General features: G+C 53.6%; 17 protein-coding genes and 2 pseudogenes. 10 read left to right on the top strand and 9 right to left on the bottom strand.

What is annotated here, in order from left to right; genetic code table 11:
- Positions 1–20 precede the first annotated feature (20 nt).
- From uxaC to KTH07_RS08065, 5 genes are all read right to left on the bottom strand, one after another.
- Positions 21–1,427, bottom strand: coding sequence for a glucuronate isomerase (gene uxaC, locus KTH07_RS08085; RefSeq protein ID WP_032619756.1), 1,407 nt, complete (start codon positions 1,425–1,427; stop codon positions 21–23).
- The gene (locus tag KTH07_RS08080) at positions 1,424–2,809 is read right to left on the bottom strand and encodes an MFS transporter (RefSeq protein ID WP_017694076.1); all 1,386 of its coding nucleotides are present in this window, start codon (positions 2,807–2,809) and stop codon (positions 1,424–1,426) included. Before KTH07_RS08080 ends, uxaC begins: the two co-directional genes overlap by 4 nt.
- Before the next feature lie 73 nt (positions 2,810–2,882).
- Entirely contained in the window at positions 2,883–3,902 is a 1,020-nt protein-coding gene (locus tag KTH07_RS08075) for a Zn-dependent oxidoreductase (RefSeq protein ID WP_023296536.1), read from the bottom strand.
- Between the two features lie 14 nt (positions 3,903–3,916).
- Positions 3,917–5,131 carry a D-mannonate dehydratase ManD gene (gene manD, locus KTH07_RS08070; protein WP_017384541.1) on the bottom strand — a complete coding sequence of 405 codons (1,215 nt, stop codon included), beginning with the start codon at positions 5,129–5,131 and terminating at the stop codon, positions 3,917–3,919.
- 111 nt (positions 5,132–5,242) lie between these two features.
- A complete protein-coding gene (locus tag KTH07_RS08065) occupies positions 5,243–5,569 on the bottom strand; it encodes a YnfA family protein (RefSeq protein ID WP_003857412.1) in 327 nt (108 codons plus the stop codon).
- Positions 5,570–5,719: 150 nt separating this feature from the next.
- Between KTH07_RS08065 and KTH07_RS08060 the strand changes: the two genes are divergently transcribed.
- Positions 5,720–6,058, top strand: coding sequence for a DUF1283 family protein (locus tag KTH07_RS08060; protein ID WP_006808856.1), 339 nt, complete (start codon positions 5,720–5,722; stop codon positions 6,056–6,058).
- On the top strand, positions 6,058–6,618 hold the full coding sequence (speG, locus tag KTH07_RS08055; RefSeq protein ID WP_003857416.1) for a spermidine N1-acetyltransferase: 561 nt from the start codon (positions 6,058–6,060) through the stop codon (positions 6,616–6,618). Before KTH07_RS08060 ends, speG begins: the two co-directional genes overlap by 1 nt.
- Positions 6,619–6,635: 17 nt before the next feature.
- Here speG and KTH07_RS08050 read toward each other — a convergent pair whose 3' ends face one another.
- Complete coding sequence (locus KTH07_RS08050) at positions 6,636–7,346, bottom strand: YnfC family lipoprotein (RefSeq protein WP_017384542.1); 711 nt, start codon at positions 7,344–7,346, stop codon at positions 6,636–6,638.
- Between the two features lie 192 nt (positions 7,347–7,538).
- On the opposite strand from KTH07_RS08050, the pseudogene KTH07_RS08045 reads away from it, so the two are divergent.
- The 7 genes and pseudogenes from KTH07_RS08045 to KTH07_RS08015 all read left to right on the top strand — a co-directional run bounded on the left by KTH07_RS08045 (position 7,539) and on the right by KTH07_RS08015 (position 13,933).
- Positions 7,539–8,393, top strand: a pseudogene (locus KTH07_RS08045) (benzoate transporter).
- Between the two features lie 102 nt (positions 8,394–8,495).
- Positions 8,496–8,801, top strand: a complete 306-nt coding sequence (locus KTH07_RS08040; RefSeq protein WP_003857424.1) for a DUF1161 domain-containing protein — start codon at positions 8,496–8,498, stop codon at positions 8,799–8,801.
- 130 nt (positions 8,802–8,931) lie between these two features.
- Positions 8,932–11,369, top strand: a pseudogene (gene ynfE / locus KTH07_RS08035) (selenate/tellurate reductase subunit YnfE).
- 10 nt (positions 11,370–11,379) lie between these two features.
- Positions 11,380–11,997: a DMSO/selenate family reductase complex B subunit gene (locus tag KTH07_RS08030; protein ID WP_214580935.1), complete on the top strand. Its 618-nt coding sequence runs from the start codon at positions 11,380–11,382 to the stop codon at positions 11,995–11,997.
- A gap of 1 nt (position 11,998) precedes the next feature.
- Entirely contained in the window at positions 11,999–12,853 is an 855-nt protein-coding gene (locus tag KTH07_RS08025; protein ID WP_023303656.1) for a dimethyl sulfoxide reductase anchor subunit family protein, read from the top strand.
- Between the two features lie 44 nt (positions 12,854–12,897).
- Positions 12,898–13,512 (top strand): Tat proofreading chaperone DmsD, encoded by a 615-nt coding sequence (gene dmsD / locus KTH07_RS08020; protein WP_017384547.1) that lies wholly within the window; start codon positions 12,898–12,900, stop codon positions 13,510–13,512.
- 109 nt (positions 13,513–13,621) lie between these two features.
- On the top strand, positions 13,622–13,933 hold the full coding sequence (locus KTH07_RS08015) for a YebG family protein (protein WP_017384548.1): 312 nt from the start codon (positions 13,622–13,624) through the stop codon (positions 13,931–13,933).
- 114 nt (positions 13,934–14,047) lie between these two features.
- Here the strand turns inward: KTH07_RS08015 and KTH07_RS08010 are convergent, their stop codons facing one another.
- The 3 genes from KTH07_RS08010 to KTH07_RS08000 form a co-directional block, all read right to left on the bottom strand.
- On the bottom strand, positions 14,048–14,362 hold the full coding sequence (locus KTH07_RS08010; protein ID WP_017694081.1) for a hypothetical protein: 315 nt from the start codon (positions 14,360–14,362) through the stop codon (positions 14,048–14,050).
- A 38-nt stretch (positions 14,363–14,400) separates the two neighbouring features.
- Entirely contained in the window at positions 14,401–15,078 is a 678-nt protein-coding gene (catA, locus tag KTH07_RS08005) for a type A chloramphenicol O-acetyltransferase (protein ID WP_015570622.1), read from the bottom strand.
- Positions 15,079–15,163: 85 nt separating this feature from the next.
- Positions 15,164–16,048, bottom strand: coding sequence for a LysR family transcriptional regulator (locus tag KTH07_RS08000; RefSeq protein ID WP_032619761.1), 885 nt, complete (start codon positions 16,046–16,048; stop codon positions 15,164–15,166).
- Positions 16,049–16,162: 114 nt separating this feature from the next.
- On the opposite strand from KTH07_RS08000, the gene KTH07_RS07995 reads away from it, so the two are divergent.
- Complete coding sequence (locus KTH07_RS07995) at positions 16,163–17,290, top strand: alpha/beta hydrolase (RefSeq protein WP_032619763.1); 1,128 nt, start codon at positions 16,163–16,165, stop codon at positions 17,288–17,290.
- The last annotated feature ends 57 nt before the right edge of the window (positions 17,291–17,347 follow it).

Here is a 17,347-nt window from a genome sequence, read left to right as displayed (position 1 = left end):
CCCCACTCAGTGAGTAGAATTTAGAATCTGAAATAGTTTTCAGCATTATCATGGCAAATATTTTTAACCATCTTCGTTAGGATGGTGTTATTATCCGGAACTTCACCACGCTCCACCCAGCCACCAATGATATTGCACAAAATACGACGGAAATAATCGTGGCGAGTATACGAAACCAGACTACGGGAATCGGTTAACATACCGACAAAATTCATTAATAGCCCCTGATCCGCAAGGCTATGTAGCTGGTTTTCCATTCCGCGTTGAGTGTCGTTAAACCACCATCCGGAGCCAAACTGTATCGGCGATTTAACGCCCAATTCCGCAGTCTGAAAATTAGCGATAGTCGTCGCGACAATATCGTTATAGCTGGCGTTGAGGTTATATAGAATGGTTTTGGGCAAAGCTTCAGCCTGCGCCATTGCATCCAGGAGTTGGTTGAGATTGGCCGCAAGATTCGACTGATCGGTCAGCGAGTCAAAACCAGTATTACTACCCAAAGAACGGTACATGCGGGAATTATTATTGCGAATCGCACCGAAGTGTATCTGCATTGCCCAGTTATGCTGCCTGTAATTATGCGCCAGCATAATAAAAATGGCACTGTCAAGAATCGCATTATTACGGGCGTCCAGATTTTCACCCCGGCGCTTTCGGGCAAACACGGATTCAACCTGACTTTCATCTGCTGACTGAAAATGGATCTCCACGGGTCCGTGATCGGAAATTCGGCACCCGATTTCGTGGAACCAGGCAATACGCTGGCTCATTCCCTTAACAAAATCGCTGAATGTCTGGATTTTAGATCCTGTCGTCTCACCTAATCGATCGATAAAGTCGGCAAACTGTTCCGCGTTTTGCGCAAAAACATCGTCCGGACGAAAGGTCGGTAATACCTTAACGTTGAACGTCGCGTCATCACGCAATAATTGATGGTAGCGTAAATCATCAAGCGGAGCATCTGTCGTACAAATAACTTCTACCCTGGAGCGTTTAATGAGTTCCCTCGGCGTAAAATCAGGCTGCTGCAATAGCAGATTACAGCGCTCCATTATTTCACGCCAGTTATGCCTGCCCAGCGGTTCGTCACAGTTAAAATAGTGGTGAAGTTCTAAATGAGTCCAGTGATAGAGCGGATTTCCATAGCTCGCTTCGACCGTTTCAGCCCATGCCGCAAATTTATCCTCCGCCGGGGCATCGCCCGTAATGTATTTTTCGTCAATACCGTTGGCGCGCATGGCGCGCCATTTATAATGATCGCCAGCCAGCCAGAGTTCGGTAATATTATCGAGATTTTTATTCTCGAAGATATCTTTCGCGTCCAGGTGACAGTGATAATCAATAATTGGCAGCGCTTTCGCGACGTTACGATAAAGTTCAACACCTCTCGCATTGCCAATCATAAAGTTATCGTTAATAAAACTCATGACAGGGCTCCATATTTCCGCTGCTTCGCTGCGGTATCGCTCTGGCGCAGGGGTTCAGCTGCATCTTCCACCAGGCTCAAATCGCGGTCGCGCACTTCTGGCATCAGCAAAGCGGAGACCAGCCCAATCAGCGAGTACGCCACCAGCATCGCCACAATCGGCCACCAGGACCCGGTCATATTGCAGAAGATCCCCGCCAGCACCGGACCAAAGCCTACCGCCACGAGACCGCCCGCCTCTTTGGAGATCGCCATGCGGGTAAAGCGGTTTCGCGAACCAAACATCTCCGCCATGGTGATGTTTTCCAGCGCAAACAGCCCGAGCACCGCAAAGTTATGAATAACGATGATAGAGAGCATAATCACGCCCGGCGCGTAACTCTTATCGACGATAATCGACAGCATCGGGTAAGCCAGAATAATGGCTGAAATGTTAAGGATGATATATGGCAGACGGCGCCCCACTTTATCGGACAGCCAGCCCAGCAGCGGGATGGAGACGAAGCCAAGAATCGAGCTGATCATCAGCGCATCGGTTGGGATCGCCTTATCAAATAACAGCGTCTGTACCAAGTACCCGGCAAGGAAGGTCTGGATAAGCCCAGAGTTACCGGCCTGACCAAAGCGCAGCCCCGTCGCCAGCCAGAACGATTTGCTCTTAAACATCGCGCCGACCGAGGTATCCTGCGCAGCAACCGGCGCAACGGCTTCGGCATCGTTTACCTTCTCAAACACCGGGCTCTCTTTAAGGTTCATACGCAGCCAGATGGCGAAGATCATCACCACCACGCTGGCGAGGAACGGCACGCGCCAGCCCCAGGCAATAAGTTCTTCACGATCGAGGGCAAAGAACATCACGGCCCAGATCGCCGTGGCGCTCAGCGTCCCGCAGTTGGTGCCCATGGCCACCAGCGAGGAGATGATGCCGCGTTTACCCTTCGGGGCGTATTCGGCCAGCATGGTGCCTGCGCCGGAGATTTCAGCCCCCGCGCCCAGCCCCTGAATAATACGCAGCGTCACCAGCAGCACCGGTGCGAAAATCCCGATCTGCGCGTAGGTTGGCAGGACGCCGATTAAGGTGGTGCAGATCCCCATCATGGTGATGGTGATAAACAGCACTTTTTTACGGCCAATTCTGTCGCCCATTCTGCCGAAGATAAATGCCCCGACAATACGCGCGATGTAGCCTGCGCCGTAGGTGCCCATCGCCAGGATCAGCGCCATGGCCGCGGACTGCTCAGGGAAGAAAATTTCATGAAACACCAGCGCGGCGCCAAGGGAGTAGAGCTGGAAATCCATAAACTCCAGGGCGGTGCCCAGCCAGCCAGATACGGCGGCTTTCACCAGATCTGACGTACTTCTTTGAGGTTGTGCTTGAGTCATAATGGCTATCTCTGCAAGGTAAGATGCGTACCACTGAGAGCCTGTCTTCGCAGGCTCTTAACCGCGTGAATTATTATTGGTCGAACGTGAGCAAGACTTTGCAGCACTGCCGCTGGTCTTTTTCAAACAGTTCGATGGCGTCTGTAACGTGGTGATAGTCAAATGTATGGGTGACCAGTTTTTCAGGGTCGATCAGCCCTTTTTCCAGCCAGTCAATGACCACCGGGAATTTGTTGGCATTCAGGCGCGAAGAGAAGATCGACAGCTCTTTGCCGGTGATCCCCTGCTGTACAATCTGGCTCGGGTCGCTGGAGAAGCCCATCAGCACGATGCGCGCCGCCGGAGACGCCAGCGTAATCGCTTCCTGTAAAATGGACGGATGACAGGCAGCATCGATGATTAACGTCGGCTTGATGCCTTTTTCATCCAGCGCGGCCTGTAAAGAATGCTCGCCGTTGTTGAAGACCCAGTCTGCGCCGCTGCGTTGCGCCATCTCCAGCCGCTCATCAATGCGATCCACCACGATGACCTGCTTCACCTTGTAAACGCCCTTCAGCGCCTGCACGGTGACCAGCCCCATCGGGCCTGCGCCGTAAATCAGCGCCACATCCTGTTCGGTGGGTTTCGCCTGCCCCGTCACGTTGGCGGCAATGGTGAATGGCTCAACCATCACCGCGTGGTGGTCAGGGATCGCATCCGGAATGCGCCAGGCATTTTTCGCCGGCACCACGGCGTATTCGCTGAAGCCGCCGTCACGGTGGACGCCCAGCACCACCAGCGAAGTACAAACGTTCGGTTTTCCAACGGAACACGGGTAGCAGTGCCCGCAGCTGATCACCGGATCAACCGAAACGCGCTGGCCCAGTCGGGTGCCCTCCACGCCTTCGCCAACCGCGTCTATTTCGCCAAAGAACTCGTGACCGATTACCCGCGGGTATTTCGCAAACGGGTTATGCCCGCGATAGATATGGCTGTCTGAACCGCAAATACCGGCGAGCTTAATTTTGACGCGGACGTCGCCTGCGCCCGGCAACGGGAGAGGACGCTCTTCAATCACCAGCACATCCGGCTGTTGGATCACTACGCTTTTCATCATTCGCTCCTCGTTTACCAGTTCCAGAGGGTGCCGTCTTCCAGACGAGCCACCGGCAGATAAGCCGGATCGTACGGGTATTTCGCCGCCAGCTTCTCATCAAACTCAATGCCCAGCCCTGGCTTGTCGCCCGGGTGCATATAGCCGTTATCGAAGCGCCAGCTGTGCGGGAACACTTCCAGCATCTGCTCCGAATACCCCATATACTCTTGCACGCCAAAGTTCGGTACCCACAGGTCAAAATGCAGCGCCGCGGCGTGGCAAATCGGCGACAGATCCGACGGGCCGTGTGAGCCGGTACGCACCTGATAAAGTGAGGCAAAGTCCGCAATGCGACGCATCCCGGTGATGCCGCCCGCATGGGTTATGGTGGCGCGGATATAGTCAATGAGCTGCTCTTCAATCAGCTGCTTGCAGTCCCAGATGCTGTTGAACACTTCCCCCACCGCAATTGGCGTGACGGTGTGCTGGCGGATCAGGCGGAAACACTCCTGGTTTTCAGCGGGAGTCGGATCTTCCATCCAGAACAGACGGTACTCTTCAATGCTTTTGCCGAATCGCGCCGCTTCGATGGGCGTCAGACGGTGGTGCATGTCGTGAAGGAGATGTTCATTGAAGCCGAACTGACTGCGCACTGCGTCGAACAGTTTCGGCGTGAAGTCGAGGTATTTTTCAGTGGACCATAGCTGCTCTTCCGGCCAGGCGCCCTTGGTCGCTGGCTCATACGCCAGCCCTTTTCCTTTTGCCATGCCGTAGGTGGTTTTCATTCCCGGCACGCCGCACTGCACGCGAATTGCCTTGAAGCCCATCTCTTTATGACGGGCATAATCTTCCAGCACGTCGTCAATGGTGTGCCCGGTGGTGTGACAATAAACCATCACCCCTTCCCGGGAGGCTCCGCCCAGAAGCTGATAGAGCGGCATGTTCGCGGCTTTCGCCTTAATGTCCCACAGCGCCATATCCACGGCAGAAATCGCTGACATGGTGACCGGACCACGACGCCAGTAAGCGCCTTTATAGAAGAACTGCCAGATATCTTCGATGCGGTGCGCATCGCGGCCAATCAACTGAGGGCACAGGTGATCTTTCAGGTAGGAGGCAACGGAAAGTTCACGTCCGTTCAGCGTGGCATCACCCAGGCCGACAATGCCCTCATCGGTGGTGATTTTAAGGGTGACAAAGTTACGCCCCGGGCAGGTGACAAATACTTCAGCCCCGACAATCTTCATAATCCATTTCCTTACATCGCTCGTTGTGATGCAGGAAATTTACGCAACTACACTACTACCATACAAGTATAATGATCGTAAAATCAGCGGGCGATCACACTATAAGGACGCTTATGCGCGTCCCCAACCGGCCACGATGATCAACATGCCGCACAGGGCAATCAGCGCGCCTGCCCAGTCATACAGGCTTAGCCTGACGCCATCGACAACGCGCAGCCACAGCAGCGCGGTACAGACGTACACTCCGCCGTAGGCCGCATATACCCTCCCGCTGGCGGCCGGATGCAGGGTGAGCAGCCAGACAAAAAGGGCCAGGGACACACCCGCCGGGATCAGCAGCAGCGCGGAAGCGCCCCGCTTTAGCCAGAGCCACGGCAAAAAGCATCCGATGATTTCGCACAGCGCGGTCGCGAAAAAAAGCAGCGTCGTTTTGAACATTTTTCTCGTTTCGTGAGGATTGATTTAGACATCATACGCGATAATGTTCACATCGTTCCCATACCTGCCGCGCGGGTATGACACCCTTTGGGATTGGTGTAGAATCCAACGGGGTAATCCGATTGTCTGCACCCGTTTAAAGGAAACGCTATGACTACATTAAGCAAACGCCTTTGTCTGACAGCCGTACTGGCGCTGTCATCGTTCGCCTTCGCCGCAACGGCATCAGCCGAAACCAGCAAACTCATCATTGAGTCTGGTGACAGCGCGCAAAGCCGTCAGAACGCCGCCATGGACAAAGAACAATGGAATGACACCCGCAGCCTGCGTCAGAAAGTGAATAAGCGCGTGGAAAAAGAGTGGGATAAAGAAGACGTCGCGTTTGATGCCCGCGACAAATGCCAGCAAAGTGCCAACGTCAACGCCTATTGGGAGCCTAACACCCTGCGCTGTCTGGATCGTCGCACTGGCCGCACGGTAGCACCGTAATGTCGACGCCGTGTGACGTTAAGCTCCGTCCGCTGGAGCGCGAAGATTTACGCTTTGTTCACCAGCTCGACAACAATGCCAGCGTGATGCGCTACTGGTTTGAAGAGCCTTATGAGGCGTTTGTCGAGCTGTCCGATCTCTACGACAAGCATATCCACGATCAGAGTGAACGCCGGTTTGTGGTGGAGTGCGAAGGTGAGAAAGCCGGGCTGGTTGAACTGGTTGAGATCAACCACGTTCACCGTCGAGCGGAATTTCAGATCATTATTTCACCGGAGCACCAGGGGAAAGGTCTTGCGTCGCGGGCGGCAAAGCTGGCGATGGATTACGGGTTTAACGTCCTGAATCTCTACAAGCTTTACCTTATCGTCGACAAAGAGAACGAAAAAGCGATTCATATCTACCGTAAGCTGGGCTTTATGGTGGAAGGTGAACTGATCCATGAGTTCTTTATTAACGGCGAATACCGTAACACCATCCGCATGTGCATTTTCCAGCATCAGCATCTGGCCGGGCATAAGTCCTCCTCCGCCAGCCTGCTTAAACCCACCGCGCAGTAACCTGCGCGGTTTTATTCTCAATAATATTCAATGCTGTTTTTGATGGTGTACTTGTGCTCAACGGCAGGTTTGACGCTGTCATCGGTGATCACCAGCTCACAGCTCACCGGGTTATTGTGGCGATCGTAATCACAGCTCTGCTTTACATTGCCCATCGGTTTATCGTTCAACAGGCTTACCGCCGTATAATCCATGCGCTTGCGCAGATCTTTCGACGGCACCGACTTGACCGATAAACGCTTGTCGCCGGAAACTGTAGTTTTACCCAGCGGGTAGCCGTCGGCGTCATACTGGTACTTCACTTCCATCTCTTTGCTGTGCGCGGCAACCACAAACCCGTTATCGTCGGTGTCCCACGTCAGGCCGGCAGACGGCAGTTCCGCCAGCTGACATTTTCCCTGCAACTTTACCTTCTGCTGCTGGGTTTCCGCATCGACGTAGTAGTTAGCATCCAGCACCAGCGCAACGCCCGTATTAGCGTCGAGATCGTGCAGTTCAAGCGTATCGAAACACCCTTCCGTTGACATCGTGCCGGTCACACGTTTAGAGACTTCACCCTTATCGTTGAACAGCGTCTGGGTAAAATCCTTCACCGGCCCGCGCAGAGGATCAAAGTCAAACTCGTTCGAAAAACTCGCCATCTCCGGCGTAAATGACAGCGGCGCGGTGTTGTTGTCGCATCCCACCAGTACCGTTGCCAGTAGCGTTATCGCTGCGTATTTGTTCACATCATTTACCGTTCAAAGAGAGATACAATCATATTAGCAAATACAGCAACTTACATAACAGCACTTCATTTGACTCTTTGCGCTGTATAAATCCGTCGTTTGCATTGACGAGACCTGCCAAAGTGGCTACTTTGGGCGCGGAAGATTCCACACTATTATAAAATTAGATTCTTAAATTTTCGGGTTAACATCATGATTTACGACTGTTTTTTATACTATGACGAAGATATGTTGCTCGACATCAGATTACATACTCTCGCTGATGTCGTTGACCGTTTTGTCATTGTAGAAGCAACACACTCTTTTACGGGCATACCGAGAGAATTGCATTTCGATATTACAAAGTTTGCCAAATTCAAAGACAAAATCATTTAAGTGCCTTTTGACGCGCAGCCTATTTTAAACCGTGCGGATAATAACCAGGTTGATGCCTGGGCAAATGAAGCAGCGCTTCGCAACTCCATTATGAACGGGTTAAAAGACGCGGCAGACGACGATCTGATTCTGGTGTCAGACGTTGACGAAATCTTCTCTCCCGACACGGTCAGGGCCATTAATCCGCGCGCGCTCTGCACGACTATTCATCAAAACGTGTTCAACTATCAGTTTAATCTCCAGGTTCACAACACGGATGGTACGCCGAGAAAATGTACCTTGCCCCGCGCGACGTCCTATTACAACCTTAAGCATTTCTTCCACGGTGAGCCTGAATCTTTCAGAAACTGGAAGCGTGCGCGCAAAGATAAAAACTGGTCATGGTTTAAATGGAACTGGCTAAAAATCAATAATAAAATTGTGAAAGATGGCGGCTGGCATTTCTCATGGGTAATGACTCCAGAAAGAATTTCCGAAAAAATGTCTACCATTTCTCATACCGAATACGATCTGCCGGAATTTAATAACCCGGAACATATTATGAAGGTTATTACCAACGCCGAAGATATCTGGGGACGAGACCGAAAACTGGTCAGGCAAGAGGTATCAAAACGCACCCTGCCTTCTTATCTGGTAGACAATCAGCACCATTACTCGCAATTTATTTTATGACGCAGGCAGGGCTCCAGGACAATTCAGAAAGACAGGTCCAAAAACAAAAGCTTACCCTAACCCTGCTATGCTTACAGTCCACACAGTGAAAAGGAGCTACAGATGAAACGGTTACCCTGGATTACCGCCCTGCTGTTAATGAGTGCTTCACCCGCTCTTCTTGCGGCCCCGGACTCCTGCGAGCGCGTGAAAAGCGACATTCAGCAGAAGATTATCAACAACGGCGTACCGGAGTCTGGCTTTACCCTGAACATCGTCCCGAACGATCAGGCCGATCAGCCGGATGCGCAGGTCGTTGGGCATTGTGCCAACGATACTTTCAAAATTTTGTACACCCGCACCAGTAGCGGCAACTACCCGGTGAGCGGCGCAGGTACGCAAGAGAATGCGCCCGCTGAGCCGCAATGATTTTCCCACTCAATTCCCCTGATTTGACGAGGATTAATATTTAATACCTCTAAATAAGTAACACTCCCCCCATCATTAGCCCGGTTGTAGTCACGGGTGAAAATAATTATTAACAATGATGGGGTGAGTTATGTCCGAAGTTGAACATCACGGCGGTATAAGCCGTCGAACTCTGGTTAAATCTACTGCCATAGGATCTCTGGCGCTTGCCGCCGGTGGGATCGCATTACCTTTTGGTCTGAAAAGCGCCGCCGCCGCTGTGCAGTCCGCTATTCAGCCCGCAGAAGACAAAGTTGTCTGGGGCGCCTGCTCGGTAAACTGCGGTAGCCGCTGCGCGCTACGTCTGCACGTTCGCGATGACGAAGTCTACTGGGTTGAAACGGATAATACCGGCGAGGATATTTACGGCAACCATCAGGTTCGCGCCTGCCTGCGAGGCCGTTCAATTCGCCGTCGCATTAATCACCCAGACCGTCTGAACTATCCGATGAAACGCGTGGGCAAACGCGGAGAAGGCAAGTTTGAGCGTATCACCTGGGAAGAAGCGCTGGACACCATCGCCGCGAGCCTGAAAAGCGTGGTCGAAAAATACGGCAACGAAGCGGTCTACATTAACTACTCCTCCGGAATTGTAGGCGGCAACATCACCCGCTCCTCCCCTTATGCCTCGCTGGTCGCGCGCCTGATGAACTGCTACGGCGGCTTCCTCAGCCACTACGGCACCTACAGCACCGCGCAGATCGCCTGCGCAATGCCCTACACCTACGGCAGCAACGACGGCAACAGCACATCGGATATCGAAAACACCAAACTGGTCGTGATGTTCGGCAATAATCCGGCGGAAACGCGCATGAGCGGCGGCGGGATCACTTACTACCTTGAGCAGGCGCGCGAACGGTCAAACGCGCGGATGATCGTTATCGATCCGCGTTATACCGACACTGCCGCAGGGCGTGAAGACGAGTGGGTCCCGATTCGTCCGGGCACCGATGCCGCGCTGGTGGCAGGTATTGCGTGGGTGCTGATTAATGAAAATCTGGTCGATCAACCTTTCCTCGATAAATACTGCGTGGGTTATGACGAAAAAACCCTGCCGGAAGGCGCACCGGCTAATGGTCATTACAAAGCCTATATTCTCGGCCAGGGTGATGACAAAACCGCGAAAACCCCTGAGTGGGCGTCTCGCATAACGGGCATCCCTGCCGATCGCATCATTAAGCTGGCCCGTGAAATCGGTTCGGCGAAACCGGCCTACATTTGCCAGGGCTGGGGCCCACAGCGTCAGGCTAACGGGGAGCAAACGTCCCGCGCCATCGCCATGCTGCCGATCCTGACCGGCAACGTCGGCATTAACGGCGGCAACAGCGGCGCGCGCGAATCGACTACACCATCACCATCGAACGCATGCCGCTGCCGGAAAATCCGGTGAAAACGCAAATCTCCTGCTTCAGCTGGACGGATGCCATTGCCCGTGGACCGGAGATGACCGCCCTGCGCGACGGCGTACGCGGCAAAGATAAGCTCGATGTGCCGATCAAGTTCATCTGGAACTACGCGGGTAATACCATCATCAACCAGCACTCCGATATCAACAAAACTCACGACATTTTGCAGGATGAGAGCAAGTGCGAAACGATCGTCGTCATCGACAACTTTATGACCTCGTCCGCGAAGTATGCCGATATTGTTCTGCCGGACCTGATGACCGTCGAGCAGGAAGATATCATCCCCAACGATTACGCCGGCAACATGGGATACCTGATTTTTCTCCAGCCGGTTACCGCCCCGAAGTTCGAGCGCAAGCCCATCTACTGGATCATGAGTGAAGTGGCGAAACGCCTCGGACCGGATATCCATCAGAAATTCACTGAAGGCCGTACGCAGGAGCAGTGGCTGCGCTACCTGTACGCCAAAATGGTCGCCAAAGATCCGCTGCTGCCGTCCTACGACGCGCTGAAAAAAATGGGTATTTATAAGCGCAAAGATCCTAACGGACATTTCGTGGCCTATAAAAAATTCCGTGACGATCCGGATGCCAATCCGCTGAAAACCCCGTCGGGCAAAATCGAGATCTACTCCAGCAAGCTGGCGGATATTGCGGCAACCTGGGAACTGCAAAAAGACGAGACCATCACCCCGCTGCCGGTCTATACCTCAACCTTTGAAGGCTGGGACGCGCCCGAGCGCAGCAAGTTCCCGCTGCAACTGTTCGGTTTCCACTTTAAAGCCCGTACCCACTCCAGCTACGGCAACGTGGATGTGCTCCAGGCCGCCTGTCGCCAGGAGGTGTGGCTTAACCCTGTGGATGCGGAGCAACGTGGAATCAAAAACGGGGATATGGTGCGCGTCTTCAACGACCGCGGCGAAGTGCGTATTGCCGCGAAAGTCACCCCGCGCATCATGCCCGGCGTAAGCGCGATGGGCCAGGGCGCCTGGCATGACGCCAACATGAATGGCGATCGTGTCGATCACGGCTCCTGCATCAATACCCTGACCACGCACCGCCCGTCACCGCTGGCGAAGGGCAACCCGCAGCACACGAACCTGGTGCAGATCGAGAAGGCATAAGGATTAACCGATGACTACCCAGTATGGATTTTTTATTGATTCCAGCCGCTGCACCGGGTGCAAAACCTGCGAGCTGGCCTGCAAGGATTACAAAGACCTGACCCCGGACGTCAGCTTCCGGCGTATTTATGAATATGCGGGCGGCGACTGGCAGGAGGTCAACGGCGTCTGGCATCAGAATGTCTTCGCCTATTACCTGTCGATTGCCTGCAACCACTGCGAAGATCCGGCCTGCACCAAGGTCTGCCCGAGCGGGGCAATGCACAAGCGCGACGACGGTTTTGTGGTGGTGGACGAGGATGTCTGCATCGGCTGTCGCTACTGCCACATGGCCTGCCCGTACGGCGCGCCGCAGTACAATGCCGCCAAAGGCCACATGACCAAGTGCGACGGCTGCCACAGCCGCGTGGCGGACGGCAAAAAGCCCATCTGCGTCGAATCCTGCCCGCTGCGCGCGCTGGACTTTGGCCCGATTGAAGAGCTGCGCAAAAAACACGGTCAGCTTGCTGCCGTCGCGCCGCTGCCGTCTGCGCACTTCACGAAGCCGAGTATTGTGATTAAACCTAACGCCAACAGCCGTCCGATGGGTGACACCACCGGCTACCTGGCAAACCCGAAGGAGGTGTGAGATGGGAAGTGGATGGCATGAATGGCCGCTGGTGATCTTCACCGTTTTCGGGCAGTGCGTGGCCGGCGCGTTAATCGTGATGGGCTTCGTCTGGCTTAAGGAAAATGATGACAAGGCCAGAATGCGCATCGTGCGCAGCCTGTTTTTTCTCTGGCTGGTAATGGGTATTGGGTTTATGGCCTCGGTACTGCATCTTGGCTCCCCGCTGCGTGCCTTCAACTCGCTTAACCGCGTGGGCGCGTCAGCGCTGAGTAATGAGATCGCGGCGGGTTCGATCTTCTTTGCCGTGGGCGGTTTCTGGTGGCTGGTGTCGGTTATCGGTAAAATGCCCCCAGCTTTGGGCAAAATCTGGCTGGTTGTCAGCCAGATCCTGGGCATCGTTTTTGTCTGGGCGATGACCCGGGTCTATCAGATTGAGACTGTCCCGACCTGGTATACGGGTTACACCACGCTGAGCTTCTTCCTGACGATGGTTCTGGCTGGTCCTCTGCTGGCCGCGCTGCTGCTGCGCGTTGCAAACGTGACATTCAAAAGTACTCTTGCCGCGTCAGTCAGCGCACTGGCACTTATCGTCTGCGTGGCGGTCGTCGTGTTGCAAAGCAATACGCTGGGGACAATACAGAGTTCCATCCAGCAGGCTAACGCCCTGCTTCCGGATTATGGTTCGCTTCAGGTATGGCGCATCGCGTTGCTGGCGGCGGGTTTAGGCTGCTGGATCTGCCCGCTGATTCGTCGTCAGGAGCCAAAAACGCTCGGCCTGTTTGCAGGTGTCGCGCTGGTGGCGCTGGGTGAACTGATTGGCCGTGGGCTATTTTATGGTCTGCATATGACCGCAGGGTTAGCAATTGCAGGTTAACACAGGTGCGCGGGGCTACCCGCGCGCAAGTAAGGAAAGTTGTAATGAATGACGTCTCACACCGCGAATCGTTCGCGTTCAGCGCCCGGGTACTGGGCGCGCTGTTTTATTTCGCTCCAGACAGCGAGCAGACCGCGCCGCTGGTGAGTGCCCTGACCGCAGGTGACTGGGTTCAGGACTGGCCGCTGGCGGAGGAAAATCTGCTGCCTGTCGCCAGTATGTTTAAGACCCCATCGGATGAAGCGTTGAAAGACGCCTGGCAGCGTCTGTTTATTGGCCCGTATGCCCTGCCCGCCCCCCCGTGGGGCTCGGTCTGGCTTGATCGCGAGTCCGTGCTGTTTGGCGATTCGACCCTCGCGTTGCGTCAGTGGATGCGTGAAAACCATATCGCCTTTGAGATGCAGCAGAATGAGCCCGAAGATCATTTCGGAACGTTGCTGATGCTGGCGGCATGGCTTGCCGAGAACGGTCGCGAAACAGAACGCGACCAGCTTCTTGCCTGGCATCTGCTGCCATGGAGCACGCGTTTCCTTAGCGTATTCGTTGAAAACGCGGCCCATCCGTTCTACACCGCGCTGGGTAAACTTGCCCAGCTGACGCTGGCGGAATGGCAGTCCACTTTGCTGATCCCGATTGTCGAAAAAACGCTGTACCGATAACAGCACCTGGCTTGTCCACCCGTTGTGCAGGCCAGGCTCGCACATTTTTGCTGCAACACAACGTCACAACTGCTATACTGTATATAATTACAGTATACGGGGGTGCACAATGGCTGTTGAAACAAAATTTGTTGTCGTAAGAAAAGGTGAAGAAAAAATGACATTTGCCAGTAAGAAAGAGGCTGACGCTCACGACAAGCTGCTCGATATGGCAGAAGCGTTTACCGACTGGCTGTTGCAAAGCGGAATGCAGATGGATGAAACGCAGGCGGAGAACCTTGGTCTTTATCTCGCCGAGCAGAAAGAGTCCGTGCAGCATATCCTGCGTACCAGCAAGCTTCCCGAGCTCAATGCTGAAACGGATAAAACAGCATCAGATGCGGACAGCAGCAAAAAAATCCGGGCCGTCAAAGCCGCCTGATCGTCAGAGCGTCTAATCACCTGTCCTTCCGCCGCGGGCCGGAAACGGCTCGCGGCTTTATTAAGGTCGGCTGAACCTTATATTCATCAACCGTAACCCTGAAAATACGTCCTGTTATCTTGATTTGTCCGCCTCAACGTTTACGCTGATATTCAGCCTTTTTGCTTCCATGGTTATCATTGTTTTGGCCAGGTCCTTATCGCCCCCGTGCACTTTATCTATCAGATCCTGTACAAGGGTCATCATCAGGAAGTTTTTATTTGCAGGATAGAAATCTGTCGTAGTGATCCCGTTATCCTTCAGGCGCTGATGCGCCACCGTCTCTGTATCTGCGATTATTTCAGCTACTTTCTCATGCATGATCTCGATCTGCTCGAAAACAATGCGGTTAATCATTTCAATCTGTTCTGGCGTAAAATTCGGTTCCATTATTTCCCCTCGTCAGGCGTATGTTAAAAACACGTGAATCACACGTTGAGCGCCTCTGAATGGTGCGGTAAATTATCACACAACTCTTGTAACTCGTTGATCAGCCTGGCCACATGGAAACCGTCACAGACAGAATGATGGACCTGAACGGCGAAAGGCAACAAGACCTTTCCATCCTGGTTATAGTATTTTCCAAACGTGAACATGGGCGCAAAAAAATTCCGCATGTTAGCGACGTTGACGTTGAAACTGCTAAAGCTGACCCACGGAATATCCGATATGAAGAATATATTCTCCCGGGACTCTTCTTTAGGCCAGTAAGCAAGGATATTGCCATAGCGGGCAACATCTTCTGCATAAACGCGCTGAAAATGGTGAATATTTCCATCGTAATGACTCCATAACGATGAAAATGTCTCCGTTTCTTTATGGAAAAGGGTATAGCTTGGATGAACCTCATTCCATATTACAAGTTCATCATCCTTCATGGCCATACGGAATTCCGGATGCCGGTTTACGACGTCAGAAATAAGGGAAATAATCGCAGGATAAAATTTCCAGCCAACCTCTTTGATATGCTTTAGCAGCACGGTAATGTCCAGCTGAACCGTTTGGTTAAATGTAGATTGAGCAAAGCCCTGAAATACTTCAAAGTGTTCCTTTCTTGCCCAACGTGATAAGTCAACTACCGTATATTCTGGCATTATTTTTGTCATTTCAGAGCCTTAGTTGAGCTGCGCTATATAAAATAGTAGCGTATCACAAACGTAGGGGCTGTATAGACCGTAGCGAAGAGGCACCCTAAATTTTCAGCGTATCAATCACCGCTCTCAGCGCCGGGGATACGTTGCGGTGTGGATAATAGAGGTACAGTCCGTCCATCCGCAGGCTGTAGCGCTGTAAGACGCGTATAAGCGTGCCACGCTCCAGATCGTCAGCCACCAGCTCAACCGGGACATAGGCCAGCCCGAGTCCCAGCCGGGCCGCTTCGGCCTCCATGTAGCTTTCGGAAAAGGCCCATTGCCCCTCCGGGCGGTGAGTAACATGCTTCCCGTCCTGAACAAGCTCCCATTGATAGTGGTTACCGTCGGCAAACTGGTAGGCAATGCAGGGATGAGCATCCAGATCGGCGGGCGTCTGCGGGAAACCATAGCGCCGAAAATGCGCCGGAGCGGCAACCACAGCCATCTCCATATCGGGCGTGATGCGCACGGCAATCATTCCTTGTCCCACCTCCGGCCCAAGCCGGACGCCCGCGTCGAATCGCTCGGCAATGATATCCACGAACCGGCTCTCATTCATCAATTCCAGACGGATATCCGGGTAACGCTGTTTGAAGATAGCGAGCTTTGGCAGCAGGCATTTTTCGATGGCGTGCTGGCTGGCATTAATGCGCACCGTGCCGGATGGCGTCTGGCGGTAATGCGCCAGTCTGGTCAGCCCGGTATCGAGCGCATCAAAGGCTGAACCAGCGGTCTGGTAAAGTTGCTCCCCGGCGTGGGTCAGCGACAGTTTGCGCGTTGTACGCACCAGAAGCCGAACGCCCAGCCGCTCTTCCAGCTCGCGAACCGATCGACTGATCCCGGATTGTGCCAGCCCGAGCCGTTGCGCGGCTGCCGTGAAGCTTCCCTCCCGCACCACCTGGATAAACAGATACAGCTCATTGTAGTTTTCCCGCTTCGCCATCATGCCTCATCAATTCATAACAATATGATATTAATTCTAGCAGCCTTTGGCCTCTAATCAGCACTATTTCTGCTAACTATAATGACCGCATTACAACAACACACGGTACCTCTTATGCAAACATTCACCCAAAAACTGTCCGTTGCGCTGCTGCTATGCGCATCATTAAGTGGAGTGACAACAATGAGTTATGCAGAAACACGAAATCCTGCCGCCCCCGTTTCGATGGTGACAACCTGGGATAAGACCTTCGTCGAGAGCAATAAAGTCGACCACCGCAAGGTGACGTTCGAGAACCGATACGGGATCACCCTGGTCGGCGATCTGTACATTCCCAGGAACAGCGGCGACCAGAAGCTGGCGGCGATTGCCGTCAGTGGACCGTTCGGTGCGGTAAAAGAACAATCCAGTGGTCTTTACGCCCAGACTCTGGCTGAACAGGGGTTCGTGACCCTGGCCTTCGACCCATCCTACACGGGTGAAAGCGGCGGCCAGCCGCGTAACGTTGCCTCCCCTGACATCAACACCGAAGACTTTAGCGCCGCAGTGGATTTCCTCGGATTACAGAAAGAAGTCGACCGTAACCGTATCGGCATTCTCGGGATCTGCGGCTGGGGTGGTATGGCGCTGAACGCGGCATCCATGGATACCCGCGTGAAGGCGGCCGCCACCAGCGTAATGTACGATATGAGCCGCGCGATGGGTCACGGCGTGGGCGACGGGAAAGATCGTTATTCAGCGGCCGATCGCCGGGCCGTGTTGCAGTATCTGAACGCGCAACGCTGGAAAGATGCTGAAAGCGGCACCTTCGCCCATGGCGGCCACGATATTTATGTCGATGAAAACGGTAAGGTAACGGCGGCCGGGCGTATTCTGCCGGAAGCATTGCCCGCCGATCCGCATCCGGTACTGAAAGAATTCTATGATTACTACCGTATGCCGCGCGGCTTCCATGCCCGTTCCGTAAACTCCACCGGCGCATGGACCGCGACCATGCCGTTGTCCTTTATGAATATGCCGCTGCTGAGCTATGCCGGGGAGATCACCATCCCAACGCTGATTGTGACCGGTGAAAACGCGCACTCACGTTATTTTGCGGAAGATGCGTTTAAAGCTGTCGGCAGCAAACAGAAAGAACTGGTGATTGTTCCCGGTGCGAATCACGTTGATCTCTACGATAACGTCGCAGGGAAAATCCCGTTCGCGCAGTTCGGGCAGTTTTTCAAAACCAGTCTGGATTAATTCTCTTAGCCCCCGGCAATCAGGGGGCTTATCTTCTCTTCGCCGTGAATTACACCT

Source organism: Enterobacter cloacae complex sp. ECL72, from assembly GCF_019056635.1.
Taxonomy (GTDB): domain Bacteria; phylum Pseudomonadota; class Gammaproteobacteria; order Enterobacterales; family Enterobacteriaceae; genus Enterobacter; species Enterobacter hormaechei_C.
This window is presented reverse-complemented; position numbering and strand designations above follow the sequence as displayed.